The organism is Xanthomonas sacchari (assembly GCF_040529065.1).
Classification (GTDB): domain Bacteria; phylum Pseudomonadota; class Gammaproteobacteria; order Xanthomonadales; family Xanthomonadaceae; genus Xanthomonas_A; species Xanthomonas_A sacchari.
This window is the reverse complement of record NZ_CP132343.1, coordinates 1,161,667-1,179,507: the sequence shown is the minus strand read 5'-3', so window position 1 is coordinate 1,179,507 and position 17,841 is coordinate 1,161,667. Positions and strand designations below refer to the sequence as shown.

14 protein-coding genes and 1 pseudogene are annotated in these 17,841 nt (G+C 67.7%); 4 read left to right on the top strand and 11 right to left on the bottom strand.

Annotated elements, in window-relative coordinates; all coding sequences use genetic code 11:
* Window positions 1-68: 68 nt before the first annotated feature.
* A complete protein-coding gene (locus RAB71_RS05070; RefSeq protein ID WP_010343146.1) occupies window positions 69-2,768 on the bottom strand; it encodes a TonB-dependent receptor in 2,700 nt (899 codons plus the stop codon).
* A gap of 425 nt (window positions 2,769-3,193) precedes the next feature.
* Window positions 3,194-3,463 (bottom strand): hypothetical protein, encoded by a 270-nt coding sequence (locus RAB71_RS05065; RefSeq protein WP_138985750.1) that lies wholly within the window; start codon window positions 3,461-3,463, stop codon window positions 3,194-3,196.
* Between the two features lie 443 nt (window positions 3,464-3,906).
* Between RAB71_RS05065 and RAB71_RS05060 the strand changes: the two genes are divergently transcribed.
* Window positions 3,907-6,540, top strand: a complete 2,634-nt coding sequence (locus RAB71_RS05060; RefSeq protein ID WP_010343145.1) for a TonB-dependent receptor — start codon at window positions 3,907-3,909, stop codon at window positions 6,538-6,540.
* 92 nt (window positions 6,541-6,632) lie between these two features.
* Here RAB71_RS05060 and RAB71_RS05055 read toward each other — a convergent pair.
* The 3 genes and pseudogenes from RAB71_RS05055 to RAB71_RS05045 all read right to left on the bottom strand — a co-directional run.
* Window positions 6,633-7,238 (bottom strand): annotated as a pseudogene (locus RAB71_RS05055) (expansin EXLX1 family cellulose-binding protein); the annotation flags it as partial.
* Between the two features lie 264 nt (window positions 7,239-7,502).
* Window positions 7,503-7,916 (bottom strand): membrane protein, encoded by a 414-nt coding sequence (locus RAB71_RS05050; protein ID WP_029562113.1) that lies wholly within the window; start codon window positions 7,914-7,916, stop codon window positions 7,503-7,505.
* On the bottom strand, window positions 7,904-9,088 hold the full coding sequence (locus RAB71_RS05045) for a class I SAM-dependent methyltransferase (RefSeq protein ID WP_010343142.1): 1,185 nt from the start codon (window positions 9,086-9,088) through the stop codon (window positions 7,904-7,906). The genes RAB71_RS05050 and RAB71_RS05045 overlap by 13 nt, the downstream gene beginning before the upstream one ends.
* 54 nt (window positions 9,089-9,142) lie before the next feature.
* Here RAB71_RS05045 and RAB71_RS05040 point away from each other — a divergent pair, with 54 nt between their 5' ends.
* The gene (locus RAB71_RS05040; RefSeq protein ID WP_010343141.1) at window positions 9,143-9,877 is read left to right on the top strand and encodes a pteridine reductase; all 735 of its coding nucleotides are present in this window, start codon (window positions 9,143-9,145) and stop codon (window positions 9,875-9,877) included.
* Between the two features lie 161 nt (window positions 9,878-10,038).
* On the opposite strand, the gene folK is transcribed toward RAB71_RS05040, so the two are convergent.
* Complete coding sequence (gene folK / locus RAB71_RS05035) at window positions 10,039-10,527, bottom strand: 2-amino-4-hydroxy-6-hydroxymethyldihydropteridine diphosphokinase (protein WP_010343140.1); 489 nt, start codon at window positions 10,525-10,527, stop codon at window positions 10,039-10,041.
* Between the two features lie 95 nt (window positions 10,528-10,622).
* Here folK and RAB71_RS05030 point away from each other — a divergent pair, with 95 nt between their 5' ends.
* Window positions 10,623-11,462, top strand: coding sequence for a proteasome-type protease (locus tag RAB71_RS05030; RefSeq protein ID WP_010343139.1), 840 nt, complete (start codon window positions 10,623-10,625; stop codon window positions 11,460-11,462).
* 273 nt (window positions 11,463-11,735) lie between these two features.
* Here the strand turns inward: RAB71_RS05030 and RAB71_RS05025 are convergent, their stop codons facing one another.
* The 5 genes from RAB71_RS05025 to RAB71_RS05005 all read right to left on the bottom strand — a co-directional run bounded on the left by RAB71_RS05025 (window position 11,736) and on the right by RAB71_RS05005 (window position 16,653).
* Window positions 11,736-13,250: a hybrid sensor histidine kinase/response regulator gene (locus RAB71_RS05025; RefSeq protein ID WP_010343138.1), complete on the bottom strand. Its 1,515-nt coding sequence runs from the start codon at window positions 13,248-13,250 to the stop codon at window positions 11,736-11,738.
* A gap of 6 nt (window positions 13,251-13,256) precedes the next feature.
* A complete protein-coding gene (locus tag RAB71_RS05020) occupies window positions 13,257-13,697 on the bottom strand; it encodes a response regulator (RefSeq protein WP_010343137.1) in 441 nt (146 codons plus the stop codon).
* On the bottom strand, window positions 13,694-15,505 hold the full coding sequence (locus tag RAB71_RS05015) for an ATP-binding protein (RefSeq protein ID WP_010343136.1): 1,812 nt from the start codon (window positions 15,503-15,505) through the stop codon (window positions 13,694-13,696). Before RAB71_RS05015 ends, RAB71_RS05020 begins: the two co-directional genes overlap by 4 nt.
* A gap of 199 nt (window positions 15,506-15,704) precedes the next feature.
* A complete protein-coding gene (locus tag RAB71_RS05010) occupies window positions 15,705-16,049 on the bottom strand; it encodes a hypothetical protein (protein ID WP_010343135.1) in 345 nt (114 codons plus the stop codon).
* A gap of 187 nt (window positions 16,050-16,236) precedes the next feature.
* Entirely contained in the window at window positions 16,237-16,653 is a 417-nt protein-coding gene (locus RAB71_RS05005) for a BON domain-containing protein (protein ID WP_010343134.1), read from the bottom strand.
* A 143-nt stretch (window positions 16,654-16,796) separates the two neighbouring features.
* On the opposite strand from RAB71_RS05005, the gene RAB71_RS05000 reads away from it, so the two are divergent.
* Window positions 16,797-17,837 carry an oxidoreductase gene (locus tag RAB71_RS05000; RefSeq protein ID WP_010343133.1) on the top strand — a complete coding sequence of 347 codons (1,041 nt, stop codon included), beginning with the start codon at window positions 16,797-16,799 and terminating at the stop codon, window positions 17,835-17,837.
* The last annotated feature ends 4 nt before the right edge of the window (window positions 17,838-17,841 follow it).

Here is a 17,841-nt window from a genome sequence, read left to right as displayed (position 1 = left end):
GATCGACCGCCCGGCGCCACCGCGGCGCCGGGTCGGGTCGCGCTAGCCCGCAGGCGCCTGCGCCGCCCTCACAGGATGTCCCACTGCATCGACACGTAGAAGCTGCGGCCGGTGACCCCGGTCATCTGCCAGCGGCTGCTGATGTCCTTGTACGCCTCTTCCTTCTTGTTGGTCAGGTTGAGCGCGCCGAGCTGGAAGCTGAGTTTGTCGGTGGCCTGGTAGCCGAGCACCGCATCGACCTGGGTGCGCGCCTTCATGGTGTGGCCTTCGCGGGCGAAGAAGCTGTCGCTGCTGTCCTGCTCGTACTCGCTGCGATGGTTCAGCGACAGGCGCGCGGAGAACATCGCGTTCTCCCAGTAGCCGGTGGCGTTCCAGGTCTTCTCCGACAGGTTGCGGATCTTGAAGTCGGTGTCGCGCTGCGGGATCACCCGGGTGAAGTTGGCGGTCAGGCCGAAGCCCTGGATCGGCAGCCAGGCATCGAAGGATTGGGTCCAGCCCAGTTCGTAGCCCTTGATCTTGACCTTGCTCGGATCGTTGCGGGTGGCGGTGATCTCGTAGATGTTGCCGCTGCCGTCCACGCAGTCGCCGGCGCCGTTGGTGGACAGCGCCGTGCCGTTGAACGTGGCCGGGCAGACGATGCTGTTGAAGGTGCCGTTCTTGACGTTCTTCCAGAAGCCGGCCAGGGTCAGCCCGCCGCCCTGGCCGTAGTACCACTCCAGGCTGAGGTCGGCCTGGTCGGCAGTCAGCGCCTTCAGGTCGGTCTGGCCCAGCGCCACGTCGTAGGTGGTGGTGCCGCCGGTGTTGCTGCCGGAGGAGATGGTGGTGGCGATGGCGGTGTTGCTGTCCAGGATCGGCCGCACCAGCACCTTGCCGGCGGCAAAGCGCAGCAGCAGGTCCTCGCGCATGTCCAGCACCAGGTTCAGGCTCGGCAGCCAGTTGTGGTAGTCGTACGGGGCGCGCGCGGTGCCGACCACCTCGTTGGCATCCTCGCTGTATTGCGAGGCGGTGGTCAGGTAGGTATCGGTGGTGCGCTTGGTGCCCTCGTAGCGCACGCCGACGTTGCCGCGCAGGCGCATGCTGCCGACGTCGGTGTCGATCTTGGCCAGCGCGTAGGCGGAGAAGATGTCGTTGCGGATGTGGTAGCTGGCCTGCGGCGCGAACAGCACCGGCACGGTAATGCCGGAGGCCGCCAGGGCCCTGGCGTAGGCGTACACGTCCGGCGCCACCCAGTCGCTCTGCGAGGCCAGGTCGCCGTCGAGGAAGTTGCTGACGTTGGAACTGGCCGCCGACAATTCCGGGAACATGCCGTAGCCGGACACCGCGCCGGAGTTGATCAGGTACAGGAAGTCGCGACGCCAGACGTTGCGATCGAAGGTCTCGCGGCGGAACTTGGTGCCGACCTTGACCGCGTCCAGGACGCCGTTGCCGACGTAGCGCTCGGCATCGAACTGCAGCGACCATTCCTTGTTGCGCAGCGCGTTGATCGCACCGTTGGGGTATTCGTCGCGGACCAGGTTGGCCTTGTTCCAGGCGCTGGCGTCGGTGGCGTCGGCATCGGTGGTCAGCGAGATCGCGCCGGGATTGGACATGTCGAACAGCGTCGCGCTCGGCTTGCGGCCGAGGATCACCGCGCGCTCGTCCTCGTCGGTCTTGCCTTCGGTGTAGTTGGCCACGCCGCTGAAGGTCCACGCGTCGCCCTTCCAGCGCGCGTCCCAGGTCAGCAGTTGCGAGCTCAGGTCGTGGCGCTCGAGCTGGCGGTTGTTCTCCAGCCAGTAGTTGGACGCCGACACCTTGGTCGCGGTCAGGCCTTCGGTCTGCAGCACGGTCAGGTAGTTGCGGTCGAAGGAGTAGACCAACTGATTCATGTCGTTGTCGGTCTTGTCCTGCGAATACAGCGCGGTCAGGTTCATCTCCAGGCGGTCGTTGGGTTTCCACTGCAGCCCGGCGGTGAACATCTTGCGGTCGGTCTCGCGCTCGATCGAGCGATAGCGCGGACGGCGCGGGATGTAGAGGGTGCCGTCGCCGGTGTCCTGGGTGTACCAGCGGTCGATCCACAGGTAGTCGGCACGGTCGCGGAGCTTCTGGTAGCCGGCGTTGACGAACACGCCCAGTTCGCCGCCGTCGGCCAGATGGAACTGGTCGATGTAGGTCAGCACGCCCTTGGGCGTCGGCGCGCCGCCGGCGAATTCGGCGTACTGCTCCTTCGCCGAGAAGATCAGCTTGCGCTCCTTGTAGTCCAGCGGCTTGGTGGTCTCGATGTTGACGGTGCCGGACAGGCCGCCGGCATCCATGTCCGCCGACGGCGACTTGATCACCTCGATCGCCGCGGCCACCTCCGGCTGGATGATGTCGTAGCGGAAGCCATCGGTGAAATCGGCGCTCTTGATGGTCTGGCCGTTGATCGTGGTGGCCGAGTATTGCGGGCCCAGGCCGCGGATGCTGATGGTCGAGCCGCGCCCGTTGATGGTGGAGATCTGCACGCCGGGAATGCGCTGGATCGCCTCGGCGATGTTTTCGGCCGGGAACTTGCCGATGTCCTCCGACGAGATGCCGTCGGTCATGCGCGCATCCTCGCGCTTGTTGTCCAGCGCGGTGATCAGGCTCTTCTGGTAGGAACTGGTGACGGTCACCGTGTCGAGCTGGGAAATCGAATCGGACGCGGGCGCTTGCTGCGCCTGCACAGTGGCACTGAACAGGCCGAGCGCGATGGCGCTGGCGAGGACGGACAGGGGACAACAATGCGAACGGAAGCGGGCGACATGTGGCATTGGGCTATCCTGGTTGATGGCGATCGGCACGACGACGTCTGACATCCAAGGCGGCGATCGGCAGGCAGCACCCTCCATCGCGCCCGACGCGACGCGCAGGGCGAGGCCGTCCGTGCGGACGGAGTCGATGGAACGTTCTGGCTGTTTCCTGCGCCCTGTGTTGCGGGAGGCGCGTCCCCGTCCCTTCCCCGGAACGGGCGACTGCATGGTGCGACTGGACAGATCTGGCCCGAATTGGCAAGGACCAATTCCAGGCGCTTCGATTCTTATGGTCTTAGAAAAATTGTGTCAACGCCACGCCGCACGAAATCGAAGAATGACCCCTGGACTTGTAAGCTGAAGCCATTAAATCTCTTATATATCAATCGCTTAGATGAGAAAAATATTTCTCGCGCGGCGTTGTTCACGCATCGTTGTCACGATACCTATGCCGCACCAATTGTGACAACGAGACCAATTTTGTGCATCGCCGCATAAGCGCATTGCATTCTCATTTGTGCAGGCTGGCGAGCCGCGCTGAGCGCCCGCACAAGCAATTGATAAAAAAGGATTTTTATTTCAGCAGCGCATCCTTTCCGGGATCCACTGCCGATATTGAGCGACAAAACCAGAACCAGACAAATTTTTGCAACGAGACTTGACATCGTTGTCATAGGCTCGTAAGAATCGGCGCACACGGGGGTGTAGCCGCGCATTGCGGCGCGAAAGCGGGGCCAAGGGAGGCATGTGATCGCAATGATCCGTTCGCACGCGTCGCGTGTCGCACGCGGCACTTCGTGGCATGACCAAGCACAGCAGCTGCCGAGCGCGCATGCCGCGCCCAGTCCACTGCGGCTGTTGCTGCGCCGCACCGCGCTCGCAGCCCATTCCGATCGACCGCGATGGGCAGCCTCGCTGATCGCCGTCTCCGGTGACCGCCCTACCACCCTGCGCGCGCCAAGACCGGCCACGCATCCGCGTGCGCACCGCACCGGCAGCACCTGCCCTCCCGCGCAACGCGGGACGGCCTCCACGTTTCGCAACACCCGGCACTCCAGCCCGCATCCGCAGCACAGGCAGTAAGGCAACAGGCACCCCGGCGCGCGGCGTACCGTCCGCGCAATCGCGTTGATCCATTGAATGATGAGGGAGAGACATCATGCAATATCGCCATTCCGTCTTGTCCGCGGCCATCGCCGCCAGCGTCCTCGCCTTCGCCGCGCAGGCGCAGCAGGCCGATTCCGCCGCCACCGATCTGGACGCGGTCCAGGTGGTCGGCATCCGCGCCAGCCTGGAGAAGTCGCTGGACACCAAGCGCAACAACGTCACCGTGTCCGAGGCGATCACCGCCGAGGACATCGGCAAGTTCCCCAGCACCAACGTCGCCGAGGCGTTCGCGCAGATTCCCGGCGTCACCATCGACCGCCGCTTCGGCCAGGGCGAGCGGGTCAGCATCGACGGCACCGATCCCAGCCTCAACCTGTCGTTCCTGGACGGCCACCCGGTGGCCCAGGCGATCTGGCTGTATGGCGAGCAGCCCAATCGCGGCTTCGACTACACCCTGCTGTCGCCGCAGATCCTGGGCCGCGCGGAGATCGTCAAATCCTCCGAGGCGCGGCTGACCGAGGGCAGCCTCGGCGGCACCGTGCTGATGCATACCCGCCAGCCGCTGGACCTGAAGGCCAACGAGATCGCCGGCTCGGTGGGCTACAGCTACAGCCAACAGGCCAGCGAAGGCAAGCCGAACGCGTCGCTGCTGTACAGCTGGAAGAATCCGCAGGAGACCTTCGGCGTCGCGGTGTCCGCGCAGCACTACGAGGAACGCGTGGACCGCCAGGGGCTGGAGGTGTTCGGCTACGCCAAGGCCAGCACCTTCGCCAACGCCACCGGCGTGCCCGCCGATGCCGACGTGCCCAACTCGATCAACGCCGCCTGGTTCCAGCAGGACCGCAAGCGCGACAGCGCGGTGCTCAACCTGCAGCTCAAGCCCAGCGACGCGCTGGAGTTCAACCTCAGCGGCCTGTACATCAAGGAAGACTTCGACAACTACAACCAGTCGATGTACAGCTTCCTGACCTGGAATCCGGGCACCGTCGCCGCGGTCGATGCGCTGGGCGATGTGCGCAACGGCGTGGTCCGCAGCGGCCATTCCAGCGCCAACGCCAATGCGGGCGGCGGCACGGTGATCTACGACAACAACGTGCGCCAGTCGCAGGTGACCACCAAGGGCCTGGACCTGCGCGGTGCCTATCGCGGCGAACGCTGGACCCTGCGCGGCCAGCTCGGCCAGAGCAAGTCCGACAACGACGACCTGGCGCAGTACTTCATCGAACCGTTCTACAACGGCGGCTTCCGCTGGGATCTGGACCGCGGCATCCGCTTCGACGATCCCACCGCCGCGCGCAACCCGGCCAACTGGGGCTCGGCCGGCGGCTGGATCGGCAACAACGGCGTGTTCTCCACCCAGAGCAAGGACCGCTACGGCCAGCTCGACCTGGAGCTGCAGTTCGACGGCGTGTTCAACCAGTTGCTGGTCGGCGTGCGCCAGGGCAAGCACGACGAGGACTTCGCGCTCAACGTCTACGGCGGCGTCACCCCCGGCACGCTGGCCGACATCGGCACCATCGGCCTGACCGACATCCGCGGGTTCTATCCCGACCACGGCCAGCACGTGCAGGCCGGGCGCGGCAACGTGATCGACTGGATCCGCAACAGCCCGGTCGACTACGCCAACCCGGATCCGTCCAGCTACCTCAACAACACCTGGGCGCTGCAGCAGACCAACAACGCCGCCTACGTGCAGCTGAACTTCTCCAATGCCGGCCTGCGCGGCAACCTCGGCCTGCGCTACGTGGATTCCAAGACCGAAGGCAGCGGCTTCGTCTACAGCGGCACGCCGACGCTGCAGGACCTGGACAGCAAGTGGCAGACCCGCACGAAGACGGAGCACTTCCTGCTGCCGTCGCTGAATCTGGCCTACGACACCGAGAACGACTGGGTGTTCCGCTTCGGCGCCGGCAAGGTGATCGCCTGGGCGCCGTACAACCAGATGGTCAACAACACCTTCCTCAACGACACCACGCTCACCGGCAGCGGCGGCAATGCCGAGCTGTCGCCGTACGAATCGTGGAACTTCAACCTCTCGGCCGAGTACTACTTCGCGCCGCAGGCAGTGGTGGCGTGGTCGGTCTTCTACAAGAAGATCGACAACTACATCGACACCTCGGCCACCATCGAGCGCCAGTACAACGCGATCCGCGACACCTCGCCGCAGACCTGGGCGCAGATGCTCGGCAGCAACGGCTGCACCGCCGACGGCTACTGCGACTACAGCATCCAGCGCCCGCGCAATGCCGGCACCGGCAAGGTCAAGGGCTTCACCCTGGCCTACCAGCAGCCGTTCGGCGAGAGCGGCTTCGGCCTGTCGGCCAACTACACCTACGCCAGCGGCGAGAACAACAGCGGCAACCCGCTGCCCTACCAGTCGCGCAACAGCGTCGCCTTCAGCCCGTACTACGAGAAGGGCCCGTGGAACGCGCGGATCAGCCTGAACTGGCGCGACAGCTACCTGGCCGGCGGCTACGTCGCCGGCGCCGCGCCGGCCAGCGTCGACGACTACACCGACCTGGGCGCGAGCGTGGGCTATGCGATCAATGCGCAGTGGTCGCTGCAACTGGACGCGCAGAACCTGCTGGACGAGGAGTACCTGCAGTACCTGGGCGACAAGGACCACCCGGCCGGCCGCTACCACAACGGCCGCCGCTACATGGCGACGGTGCACTTCAAGTTCTGATTGTGCGGCCGCGCCGGCGCCGCGGCGTCATCGCCGCGACGCAGGCGCGCGCATACGAGTGGAAGCAGCGCCGGCGCATGTATGGACCCGATTCACTTCGGGAACTGCACGTGCCCGTCGGCGAAGTACACGCCCTTGTCGCCCTGGCTGGGCAGCGCGCCGAGGGTGTCGGTGACCACCTGGCCACGAATATCGGTCAGGCGGATCTCCAGCAATTGCGCGCCCATCTGTTCGCCGACGAAGTGGTTGTACGCGGTCTTGGGCAGGCTGACCCAGTCGCCGTTCTTCTTGTATTCGAACTTCACCACCGGATAGCGGTGGTTGCGCACCTGGATCGCCGCCCAGTATTGCGAGCTACCTTCCTTGATCCGGTACACCACGTTGCCGGTGACCGGCGCGGCCACCACCTGCCAGCGGATCGGGATGCGCCCGGCGCTGGTGTCGCCGATCGCGGCGAAGGCATTGGGCGACAGGTCCAGCCCGCAATCGGCGCCGTCCGGATACAGGTCGGTGACGTACACGGTGACCGTGCCGCGCGGCCCCTGCACCTGCAGATAGGCACCGGCCAGGGCCGCCTGGATTCCGCCGTAGTTGAGCTGATTGGGGTTCAACGCGGTGATCGTGGCGGCCGGGTCGATGGGATCCAGCAGCAGCGCCCCGCCGGAATAGCCGGAGCTGGTGTAGGTGGCGGTGCCACTGCACAGATCGTTCCAGGCGGCGCTGGCGGGCGCGGCGCTGAGCGCCAGGCACAGCGCGGCGCACAGGCCGGCGCCGCGCGCCGCACGGGTGGACTGTCGTGCTTGCATGCGTGTTCTCTCCTGCACGGACGCGCGGAGTCGCCGCGCGGCGACCGGGCGGGGTGCCCGGCGCCGGCACTCTAGGCGCAGCGCGCCTGTCGCGACTTGCGCGCGGCCGGGAAATCCGGCGTTTGGCCGACGGCGTAGACCGCGCCGCCGCCGCGCTCAACGACGGCGCAGGCTGCCGCGCTCCAGCCGCCACAGCAGATCGCGCCACGGCGTGGCCGCGGTGGCCATGCCGGCCGCCACGCCCAATGCATCGGCCAGGGCATCCAGCGGATCGGCCGAGCGCGTGGTGGTCCAGGCGCCCTGCGCGAATTCGATGCCCACGCCCAGCGTGAGCAGGCCCAGCGCCGCCCAGGTCCAGGCACGTGGCCCGGCATAGAGCTGCACGGCCGCGGCGGCCAGCAGCAGGTAGGCGATGAAGTGCTCGGCCTTGTCGCTGTCGGGCAGGTCCGACAACTGCGGCGGGTGCGGCATCATGCACACGTAGATCAGTACCACGATGCCCAGCCACCACAGCCCCAGCCACAGCCGGGGCCAGCGGAAGTCGCGCACTGCCGCCATCACAGCCGCCAGGTCAGGTCGCCGGACAGGAACGCCGGCGCCAGCGACACGTCGCGCTCGAAGCCCATCACCTGGAAGCGCTCGCCCATCTCGCTGGGCAGTGTCAACCGCTTCACCTGCTGGCGCAGGCGCAGCCGCGCGGCCTCGTCGCTGCGCGCCTCGGCCTCGGCCAGCAGCGCGTCCAGGCCGTTGCCGAGCAGGAAGCTGGCCTGGTTGCAGTAGCCGGCCAGGTCGAAGCCCGCCCCGGTGCCGGCCTCAGCCAGCGCGGTGAAGTCCACCGACGCGGTCAGGTCCTGCAGGCCCGGCCAGCGGTACGGATCGGCATGCGTGCGGTGCCGGTAGAACGCGCGCAGGGTGCCGTCGTCGCGCTCGGGCAGATAGAACTCGCGGCGCGGATAACCGTAATCCACGAACAGCATGGCGCCGCTGCGCAGGCCGCCGGCCACCGCCTGGATCCAGTACGGCAACTGCGGCAGCAGTTCTGAGCGGTAGCCGTCGGCGAACGGCGTCTGCAGATAACGCTCGAGGTGCCGCACCGCCGCCGCCAGCAGCGGATCGGCCGGCTGCTCGCCGCGGCGAAAGCGGCCCTCGCCGTCCAGCATCACGGTTTCCTCGAACACCTCGCCGTCGCGCAGCGCGAAGCGCGGCGTCGGCAGGGCGTCGATCACCTCGTTGGCGAACAGCACGCCGTTCCAGTCGTCGTCGAACGGCCGGTCCAGCCATTCCACCAGGTCGAACACCGGCGGAATCAACGTGCGCGCCAGGCGCTCGCGCTGGCGTTCGCGCAAATCGGCGCTGGGCTCCAGGATCGCGTAGCGCTCGGGCAGCGCATCCAGCGCAAGCAGGCGCTTGAGCATGACCTCGGCGAAGGCGCCGCTGCCGCCGCCCACTTCCAGCATGCGCGCCTGCGGCCCGAGTTGCTGCAGCACCGGCGCCAACGCATTGGACACGGTGGCGGCGAACAAGGGCCCCAGCTCCGGCGCGGTGACGAAATCGCCCTCTTCGCCGAACTTGCTGCTGCCGGCGCTGTAGTAGCCCAGACCGGGCGCGTACAGCGCCAGCTCCATGAAGCGCGAGAACGGAATGGCTCCGCCAGCGGCGGCGATCTCGGCGCGCATGTGCGCGGCCAGGCGATCGCTGTGGGCCAGCGCGGTGGCATCGGGCAAAGGAAGGTCAGTGGGCATGCGCTGCGCGATTGCGTGGACAATGCACAGCATAGCCGAGCATGGAACCCGTACATGACCCAGACCAAAGTCGCCCTGATCACCGGCAGCGCGCGGCGCATCGGCGCCGGCATCGCCCGGCGCCTGCACGCGGCCGGCTATGACGTCGCCCTGCATGCGCACACCTCGCAGGCCGAACTGCAGGCGCTGGCACAGGAACTGGAATCCCAGCGCGCCGGCAGCACGCTGACGCTGCAGGCCGACCTGCGCGACACCGCGCAGCTACCCGACCTGGTGGCGCAGTGCGTGGCTCGCTTCGGCCGGCTCGACGCGCTGGTCAACAACGCCTCCAACTTCTATCCCACGCCGCTGCACGAGGCCACACCAGCGCAATGGGACGACCTGTTCGCGGTCAACGCGCGCGCGCCGCTGTTCCTGGCGCAGGCCGCGGCCGCGCAGCTGCGTCAGCACGGCGGCGCGATCGTCAACATGACCGACGTGCACGCGGAAACGCCGCTGCGCGCGCATCCGCTGTACAGCGCAGCCAAGGCCGCCCTGGCGATGCTGACCCGCTCGCTGGCGCTGGAACTGGCACCGCAGGTGCGGGTCAACGCCATCGCCCCCGGCGCGATCCTGTGGCCCGACGCCGGCAAGGACGCCGCCGCACAACAAGCCCTGCTGGCACGCACCCCGCTGGCGCGCACCGGCCAGGTCGAGGAAATCGCCGACACCGTGCGCTGGCTGCTCGACGACGCCAGCTTCGTCACCGGGCAGACCGTGCGGGTGGATGGTGGGCGTGGGTTGATGTGAGGGGCCGGGATTCGGGATTCGGGATTGGGGATTCGCAAAAGCGGGTTGACGCGACCTGAGCGCGCCCGCTTGAACGTCGTTGCGCTTACCGCACTGGCGAATCCCGAATCCCTACATCCCGAATCCCTGCTTCACAGCGAATCCCGAATCCCCAATCCCGGCTACTCATCCAACTCGACCACCTCGAACGCCTTGCCATGCTCCGCATGCGCCTGCCATAGCGCGCCCAGGGTTTGGCCGCTGACCGGATCGACGAAATCGGCAGCGATGTCGGCCAGCGGCTTGAGCACGAAGGCGTGGCGCAGCTCGGGCCGCGGGATGCGCAGGTGGCCGGGGCCTTCGACGATGCGGTCGCCGTAGAACACCACGTCGATGTCCAGGGTACGGTCGCTGAAGCGCGGGCCGCTGCGGTCGCGGCCATGCGCGTCCTCCAGCGCATGCAGCAAGTCGTCCAGCGGCGCCAGCTCCCAGTCGGTCTGCAGCGCCACCGCGTTGTTCAGGAACGCCGGCCCGTCGAAGCCGACCGCCGCGGTGCGATAGGTCGGCGACACCGCGATCGCGCCGAACTGCCGGCGCAGCGCCGCGATCGCCGCGGCCAGGTGGTGATGCGGGCGCAGATTGCTGCCCAGGCTCAGAAGCACGGTGGTCATGCACTATTCGCGCATGCCGCGGCGCCGAGCGTCAACGGCTAGCCAGCCCGCGCCAGCCCGCATAGAATCCAGATGCACCCGGTTTCGGCATCGCCATGACATATTGCGTCGGCATCGAAGTGGACGAAGGCCTGGTCTTCGCCGCTGACACCCGCACCAACGCCTCGCTGGACGACGTCCGCGTGCACCGCAAGCTGCACGTGTTCGAGTACCCGGGCCAGGCGGTGTTCGCACTGATGTCAGCCGGCAACCTGGCGACCACCCAGCTGACCATTTCACGCCTGCAGCGCGACGCCGAGGATCCCGAGGCGCCGCGCAGCCTGCGCAGCTTCCGCCACCTGTTCGAGGTGGCCGAGTACGTCGGCGAGGTGCTGGCCTCCAGCCAGATCAAGCTCTCCGAGCAATCCCAGCACAGCGGCGTCAACGTGCAGTCGACGCTGATCCTGGGCGGGCAGATCGCCGGCGAACGGCCCGGGCTGTACATGATCTATCCGCTCGGCAACGCCATCGCCACCTCGCCGGAAACCCCGTACCTGCAGATCGGCGAATCCAAGTACGGCAAGCCGATCCTGGACCGCATCATCCGTTCGGAGATGCAACTGGAAGATGCCGCGCGCACCGCCCTGGTGTCGCTGGACTCGACCATCCGCTCCAACCTGTCGGTGGGCATGCCGATCGACCTGGCGCTGATCCGCCGCAACGACCTGCGCGTGACCGAGCGCATGCGCCTGGAAGCCGACACCCCGCTGTACGCCGAGATCCACGACACCTGGTCGCGCAAGCTGGAGAACGCCGTGCGCACCCTGCCGCGCTTCCCCTGGGAACCGGCCCTGGCCGCCGGCCACGACACCGAAGCCCGCGACGCCCTGCCGCCCCTGCCTCCCCGCCGCTCCCCCGCCCGCCGCGACCCGGAAGACCAGTCGGCGCAGCAGTGAAAGGCTGGGATTGGGGAATCGGGAATGGGGAATCGGAACAGCCAGAGCGCGGAGCTTGCGCTGAGACATGATGGCCGCTGAGGCGTCAATCCGTTGCCCTTGCGTTCCAAGCTGCACTTATCCGGTGAGCTTTGCCTCTCTCGGTGACTCCAGATAAACGAGTCACGTCATCGCGCAGATGGCGCTGGAGATACGGTCGCCATGCAGCAATGAGCATCGGCTTTGGCTTTTGCCTTTCCCATTCCCGATTCCCCCATCCCCATTCCCAGCACTTCAGCCGCTTTCGAGGGCATGCGCCACAGCCCGGAACACGCGCTGCATTTCCAGCGGCTTGCGCAGGACGTGCACGGCGATGTCGGCGGGGAAGTGGTCGCGCTCCAGGTTGGTGCCGGTGTCCTCGAGCACGATCGCCGGGCCCTGGTAGCCCAGGTCCTGCAACGCCAGCAGCAGGTGCACCGCCGAGAGCAGGATGATGTCGCTGTCGACGATCACCAGCTCCGGCAGGCCGTACTCCTCGACGTCGCGCAACGCCGCGGCGCCGTCCGAGGCCAGTTGCGGGCGATAGCCCTGGCTGGACAGCGCATTGCCGAGCAGCGACAGGCGCGTGGCCTCGCCGTCGACCAGCAGCACGCGCTGGCCCTTGCCCATCGGCAACGACAGCTCGGGCTCGGTCGATGGCGCCGGCGCGCGCTGCGGAATCAGCATTTCGAAACAGGTGCCCTGGCCCGGCGTGCTGTCCACGCCGATCCGGCCGCCGTAGCTTTCGACGATGCGCTTGCACGAGATCAGGCCCAGGCCGGTGCCGTCCGGCTTGGTAGTGAAGAAGGGGCTGAACAGCCGCGCCTGGGTCTCCGCGTCCATACCGATGCCGCTGTCGCGGACCAGGATGCGCACCTGCTCGCTGCCGTCGGCGCCGATCGCCGGCGCCGCCGAGAGGCTCAGCTGGCCGCCATCGGGCATCGCCTGGATCGCGTTGAGGCCGAGGTTGAGCAGGCACTGCTGCAGTTCGGTGTAGTTGGCCTCGATCGACAGCGCCGGATCGGCCACGTCCACCTGCAGCGTCACCCGCTCCGGCAGGCTGCTTCTGAGCAGCATCTGCACCGCCTGGAACAGTTCGGCGATGCGCACCCGCTCGCTCGGCGTGCGCGAACCGCGCACGAACGACAGCATCGACTCGGCCATCTCGTGGCCGCGCCGGCCGCACTCGGCGATGACGTCGGCCAGGTGCCGCAGTTGCGGATCGTCGCTGCGACCGACGATCAGTTCCGGCACGATCAGCAGCGGCTGCAGGATGTTGCGCAGGTCGTGGCTGAGGCCGGCGGCGAGCAGGGCCAGGCTCTCCAGCCGCTGCGCGCGCATCAGTTCGCGCTCCACCCGCTGCCGCTCGCGTTCGGTGCGGGCCTCGCGGATCGCCCGCGCCACTGCCGACGGCAGGCGGGTCGGGTTGTGCTTGATGATGTAGTCGTTGGCACCGTCGCGCAGCGCCTCCACCGCGGTCTCCTCGCCGATGGTGCCGGAGACGAAGATGAAGGGCACCGCGTTGCCGTCCTCGCGCACCACCCGCAGCGCCTCGTGCCCAGAGAACCCGGGCATGCTCAGGTCCGACAGCACGATGTCCGGCGCGAACTCGCCCAGCGCCTCGCGCAGGGTCGGCTCGCTTTCCACGCGGCGGAAGGTCGCCTCCAGGCCGGCGTCCAGCAACTGGTCGGACAGCAGCTCGGCATCCTCCGGCGAATCCTCGACCATGAGGATCCGGATCGGGCCAAGCCTGGGGCCGGTGGTGGGCATGCGCGCTTACTCTTTGTCCGGCGCCTGGTTGATCAGCGCCCAGAAGGTGCCCAGGGTCTTCACCGCGGTGAAGAACTGGTCCACGTCCACCGGCTTGACCACATACGCGTTCACGCCCAGGTCCCAGCTGCGGGCCAGGTCGCTTTCCTCGCGCGAGGACGACAGGATCACCACCGGCAGGCGCTTGAGCGATTCCTCGCTGCGCACCAGCTTGAGCACTTCCAGGCCGTCCATGCGCGGCATCTTGATGTCCAGCAGCAGCACCGCCGGTAGGCCTTCCTCGCGGTCGGCATAGGCGCCGCGGCGCAGCAGGTAGTCCATCGCCTCCACGCCGTCCTCGACGTGCACGATGGGATTGGCCAGACGCGCGTCGCGCAACGCATCCACCGCCATTTCGGCATCGGCGGGGCTGTCTTCGGCAAGCAGGATGGTGCGGATGGCGGTCATGCAATGAACTCGGTAGAGGACGCTTCGGGCGCCGGGGGCAAGACGAAATGGAAGGTGGCGCCCTGGTCGGGGGCGGACTCGGCCCAGATATGGCCGCCATGGCGGGCCAGCACGCGGCGCACGCTGGCCAGGCCGATGCCGGTACCGGAATACTCGCTGGCCTTGTGCAGGCGCTGGAACACGCCGAACAGCTTGGCCGCATAGGTCATGTCGAAGCCTGCGCCATTGTCGCGCACGCTGAAGTGATGGCTGCCGTCCGGCTGCACCTGGTAGCCGACCTCGATCTGCGCGACCTCGCGCTTGGCGCTGTACTTGACCGCATTGCCGAGCAGGTTCAGCCACAGCTGGCGCATCATGTTTTCGTCGGCGACCAGGATCGGCAACGGCGCGATGCTCCATTCGATGCGATGCCCGCTGTCGCCATGGTCGGACTGGTAGTTGGCGTCGAGCACCGAGCGCGTCTCCGCCACCAGCGACTGCATGTCCACCGCCTGCAGGCGCAGCGCACTGCGACCCAGGCGCGAGTACACCAGCAGGTCGTCGATCAGCGAGGCCATGCGCCGCGCCGAGGTGCCGATCACCTCCAGGTAGTGCCGGCTCTTCTCGTCGGCACCATCGCCCAGGTGCCGCACCAGCTTGTCGGCGAAGCCGGCCACGTGGCGCAGCGGCGCGCGCAGATCGTGCGAGACCGAGTAGCTGAACGCCTCCAGTTCGCGGTTGACCTCCGACACCTGCTCGACCTTGCCCTCCAGTTGCCGGTTCAGCTCCTGGATGCGCTGCTGGGCGCTCTTTTGCAGGGTGATGTCGCTGACCGTCATCAAGACCACTTCATCCTCGCTGTCCGGCAGCGGCATGCGCCGCGCATTCAGCAGCATGGTCCTTGGTACGCCGTCCGCGCCGAGTTGTTCGTGCTCGAAATCCCATAATTCGCGACCGCGCAGCAGCACGTCGGCCAGGCGCTGGGCGATGATCGGATCCTGCCAGACGCCGTCGCCGACATCGGTCAGCATCCTTGGCGGATCGGCCAGGTCCATGCCGTACAGTTCGGCGAAGGCGGTGTTGTGCATCAGCATGCGCTGCCCGTTGTCGAGCAGCACGATCGGCTCGCGCACGGTCTGCAGCACCGCCGCGGCGCGACCGTTGGCGCGCAACATGTCGCGCTCGGCGTCCAGGCGCCGGCCGATCTGCCGTTGCAGCAGCCAGATCACCAGGCCCAGCAGCAGCAGCTGCACCACCAGCGAGGTCCAACTGACAGCGGAGGCCAGCATGCGTCGCTCATCGGCGTCGGCGGTGCGCTCAACCAGCAGTTCGTCCTCGCGCCGTTGCAGTTCGTTGATCAGGCCACGCACCGGGTTGTCGGCGGTCATGTCCTGGATCAGGGCGCGGATCCGCTCCGGATCGCGGGTCTGCGCGATCCGCTCGGCGATCAGGCCGCGCCGTTCCAGCGTGCTCTGCAGGCGACCGACGCGGATCTGCTGGTCCGGGTTGTCGCGGGTCAGCTCGGCCAGGTGCGCAAGGGTCGGCTGCAGCGACTTGCGCGACTGCTGCATGCGCGCGGTCAGGATCGGCGACTGCACGCCATGCGACATCGCCATCGCCGCCGATTCCATGTCGCGCAGGTCCGCCTCCATCCCGTTCAGGGTGGCGGTCACTTCCTGGCTGTGCGCCACCCAGTCGGCCGCGCGCAGGGTGCTGGCATTCATCTGCCGCAGCAGCAGCGAGGGCAGGATGACGATCAGGACGACGGCCAAGGCCAGCAGCGGCAGGCGCCAGCGGTCCCAAGCATCGTGTTTGGCGATGGTCTGCATAGCGGATGCGTGAAAAGAAGGAACGGCTGCGGCCATCGCGGGCGCGCATTGTCGCCCATCTTCCCCGGCAGCAGATGAATTATTCAGCGGAAGCGCGACACCCCGATCGCGGCATCGGCAATGACTCTATCCCAGCGCGTGCGCACGATGAAACGGGCGGCATGTAGCCGCCCGCAGGAGGCCCCCGCACACACCGCGCTCAGGGTCGGCGCGCCGCGGGTGGGGCGGAACCGGCATTGGCGCCGACCAGGGTCCAGGCCGGCATGCCGGCGCGCACCAGCAGGAAATCGGCGTGGCTGTGCAGGCGCCGGCGCTCGGACAGGCTCAGGCCCTGGTCCAGCTCCTGCATCAGCACGGAGAACGCGGGCCAGAAGCCGGCGTCGTCATGAAAGGTGGTCAGCAGCATGCTCAACTGCGCCTCGAGCCTGCGCACGGCCGGCAGCAACAGCGACGGCTGGGCGCCACGGCTCGACAGCGCTGCGCCGAGCGCTTCGGCCGCCGCGGCCGCAGGGCTCGCGGCTGGGTGGGCTTGGGTCTCCAACATCGCGCGTGATCCGTTGACGAACATGAAGGGATGATGTCTGAACCGGTGTCAAAGCGACGCGAAATGCGATGCGCGTCTCCAATTTCTAGCTTCCAAAAAAAACGCACCCCGCAGGGTGCGTCGCAGGCCGGCTGTCGCGGGTGGGGCGCCTCGTCGCATCCCCACCCGCGGCCGCGGAGCGCAATGCTTACTTCTTGGCGGCGGCGCTGACCTTCAGGTCGGTCGCATCGACCTTCTTGACCCCGTCGATCTTCTTGGCGACCGCCACGGCCTTGTCCTTCTCCGCCTTGGTCGCGACCGCGCCCGAGAGCTTGACCGTGCCATTCACGGTATCGACCTTGACCTCGGTGCCCGACACGTTCTTGGTGGCCAGCAGATCGGCCTTCACCTTGGTGGTGATCCAGGTGTCGGTGACCGGCTCCTTGGAATCGTGGCGGCTGGCGTCGTGCGCGGTGGTGTCGTGCTGCATGGTGTCCTGCTGGCCCATGGTGCCGTGGTCCTTGGCGCTGGTGGCCTGACCGGCGGCGAACGCCTGGCCGGCGCCGAACGCGAAACCGGCCATCAGGGTGGCGCCGAGCAGGGTGCGTGCATTGATCGTCTTCATCGTGTCTTCCTCCGCTGAATGTGCGCGCAGTCTCCACCACGCCGTCGTACAGGCAGTGTGACCACGGAATCGCCGCAGCGTGAATGCGCAATGCGCGCGAGCAGCCGGGCGATACTGGATACCCATCGCCTCCGCCCGCGCCCATGTCCGACTTCAATCTCGCCCTGCTCGGCTTCGGCTACGTCGGCCGCACCTTCCATGCGCCGCTGATCGCACATACGCCCGGTCTGCACCTGCACACCGTGGTCTCGCGCCAGGCCGAGGCGATGCATGCGGCCTGGCCACAGGCGCACGTGGTCGCCGATGCGGCGCAGGCCTTCGCCGATCCGCGGATCGATGCGGTGGTGATCGCCACGCCCAACCAGACCCACGCGCCGTTGGCGTTGGCCGCCCTGACCCAGGGCAAGCACGTGCTGGTGGACAAGCCGTTCACCCTGGACGTGGCCGAGGCGCAGCAGGTGCTCGACCAGGCGCAACGCGTCGGCCGCATCGTCAGCGTGTTCCAGAACCGGCGCTGGGACGGCGACTTCCTCGGCGTGCGTGCCTTGCTGGAGGCCGGCACGCTCGGCGAGATCGCCGAGTTCCATTCCCACTTCGACCGCCATCGTCCGCAGGTGGTCGACCGCTGGCGCGAGCAGGCGCTCCCCGGCTCGGGGCTATGGTTCGACCTGGGGCCGCACCTGCTCGACCAGGCGCTGCAGCTGTTCGGGCCGCCGCAATCGCTGCAGGCCGACCTGGCGCTGCAGCGCCCCGGCGCGCAGACGGTGGATTACGTGCACGCAGTGCTGGGCTATCCGCGGCTGCGGGTGGTGTTGCATGCCGGCTCGCTGGTCGCCGCGAACGGCCTGCGCTTCGCGCTCCACGGCACCGCCGGCAGCTATCTCAAGCATGGACTGGACACGCAGGAAGCGCAGTTGCGCGCGGGCGTCGCGCCGGGCGCGCCCGGCTGGGGCGAGGATCCCCTGCCCGGCCAGTTGCGCCTGGTCGGCGCCGACGGCACGCACGCCGTGCAGACGCTGCCGGCGCACCGCGGCGATTACCGCGACTGCTACGCGGCGTTTCGCGAGGCGCTGGCTGGGCGTGCACCTGCGCCGGTGGATGCGGCGCAGGCGCTGGCAGTAATGCGCCTGCTGGAGGCGGGCGTGCACAGCGCCGCCTCCGGTTGCAGCGTCACGCTGGACTGAGCGC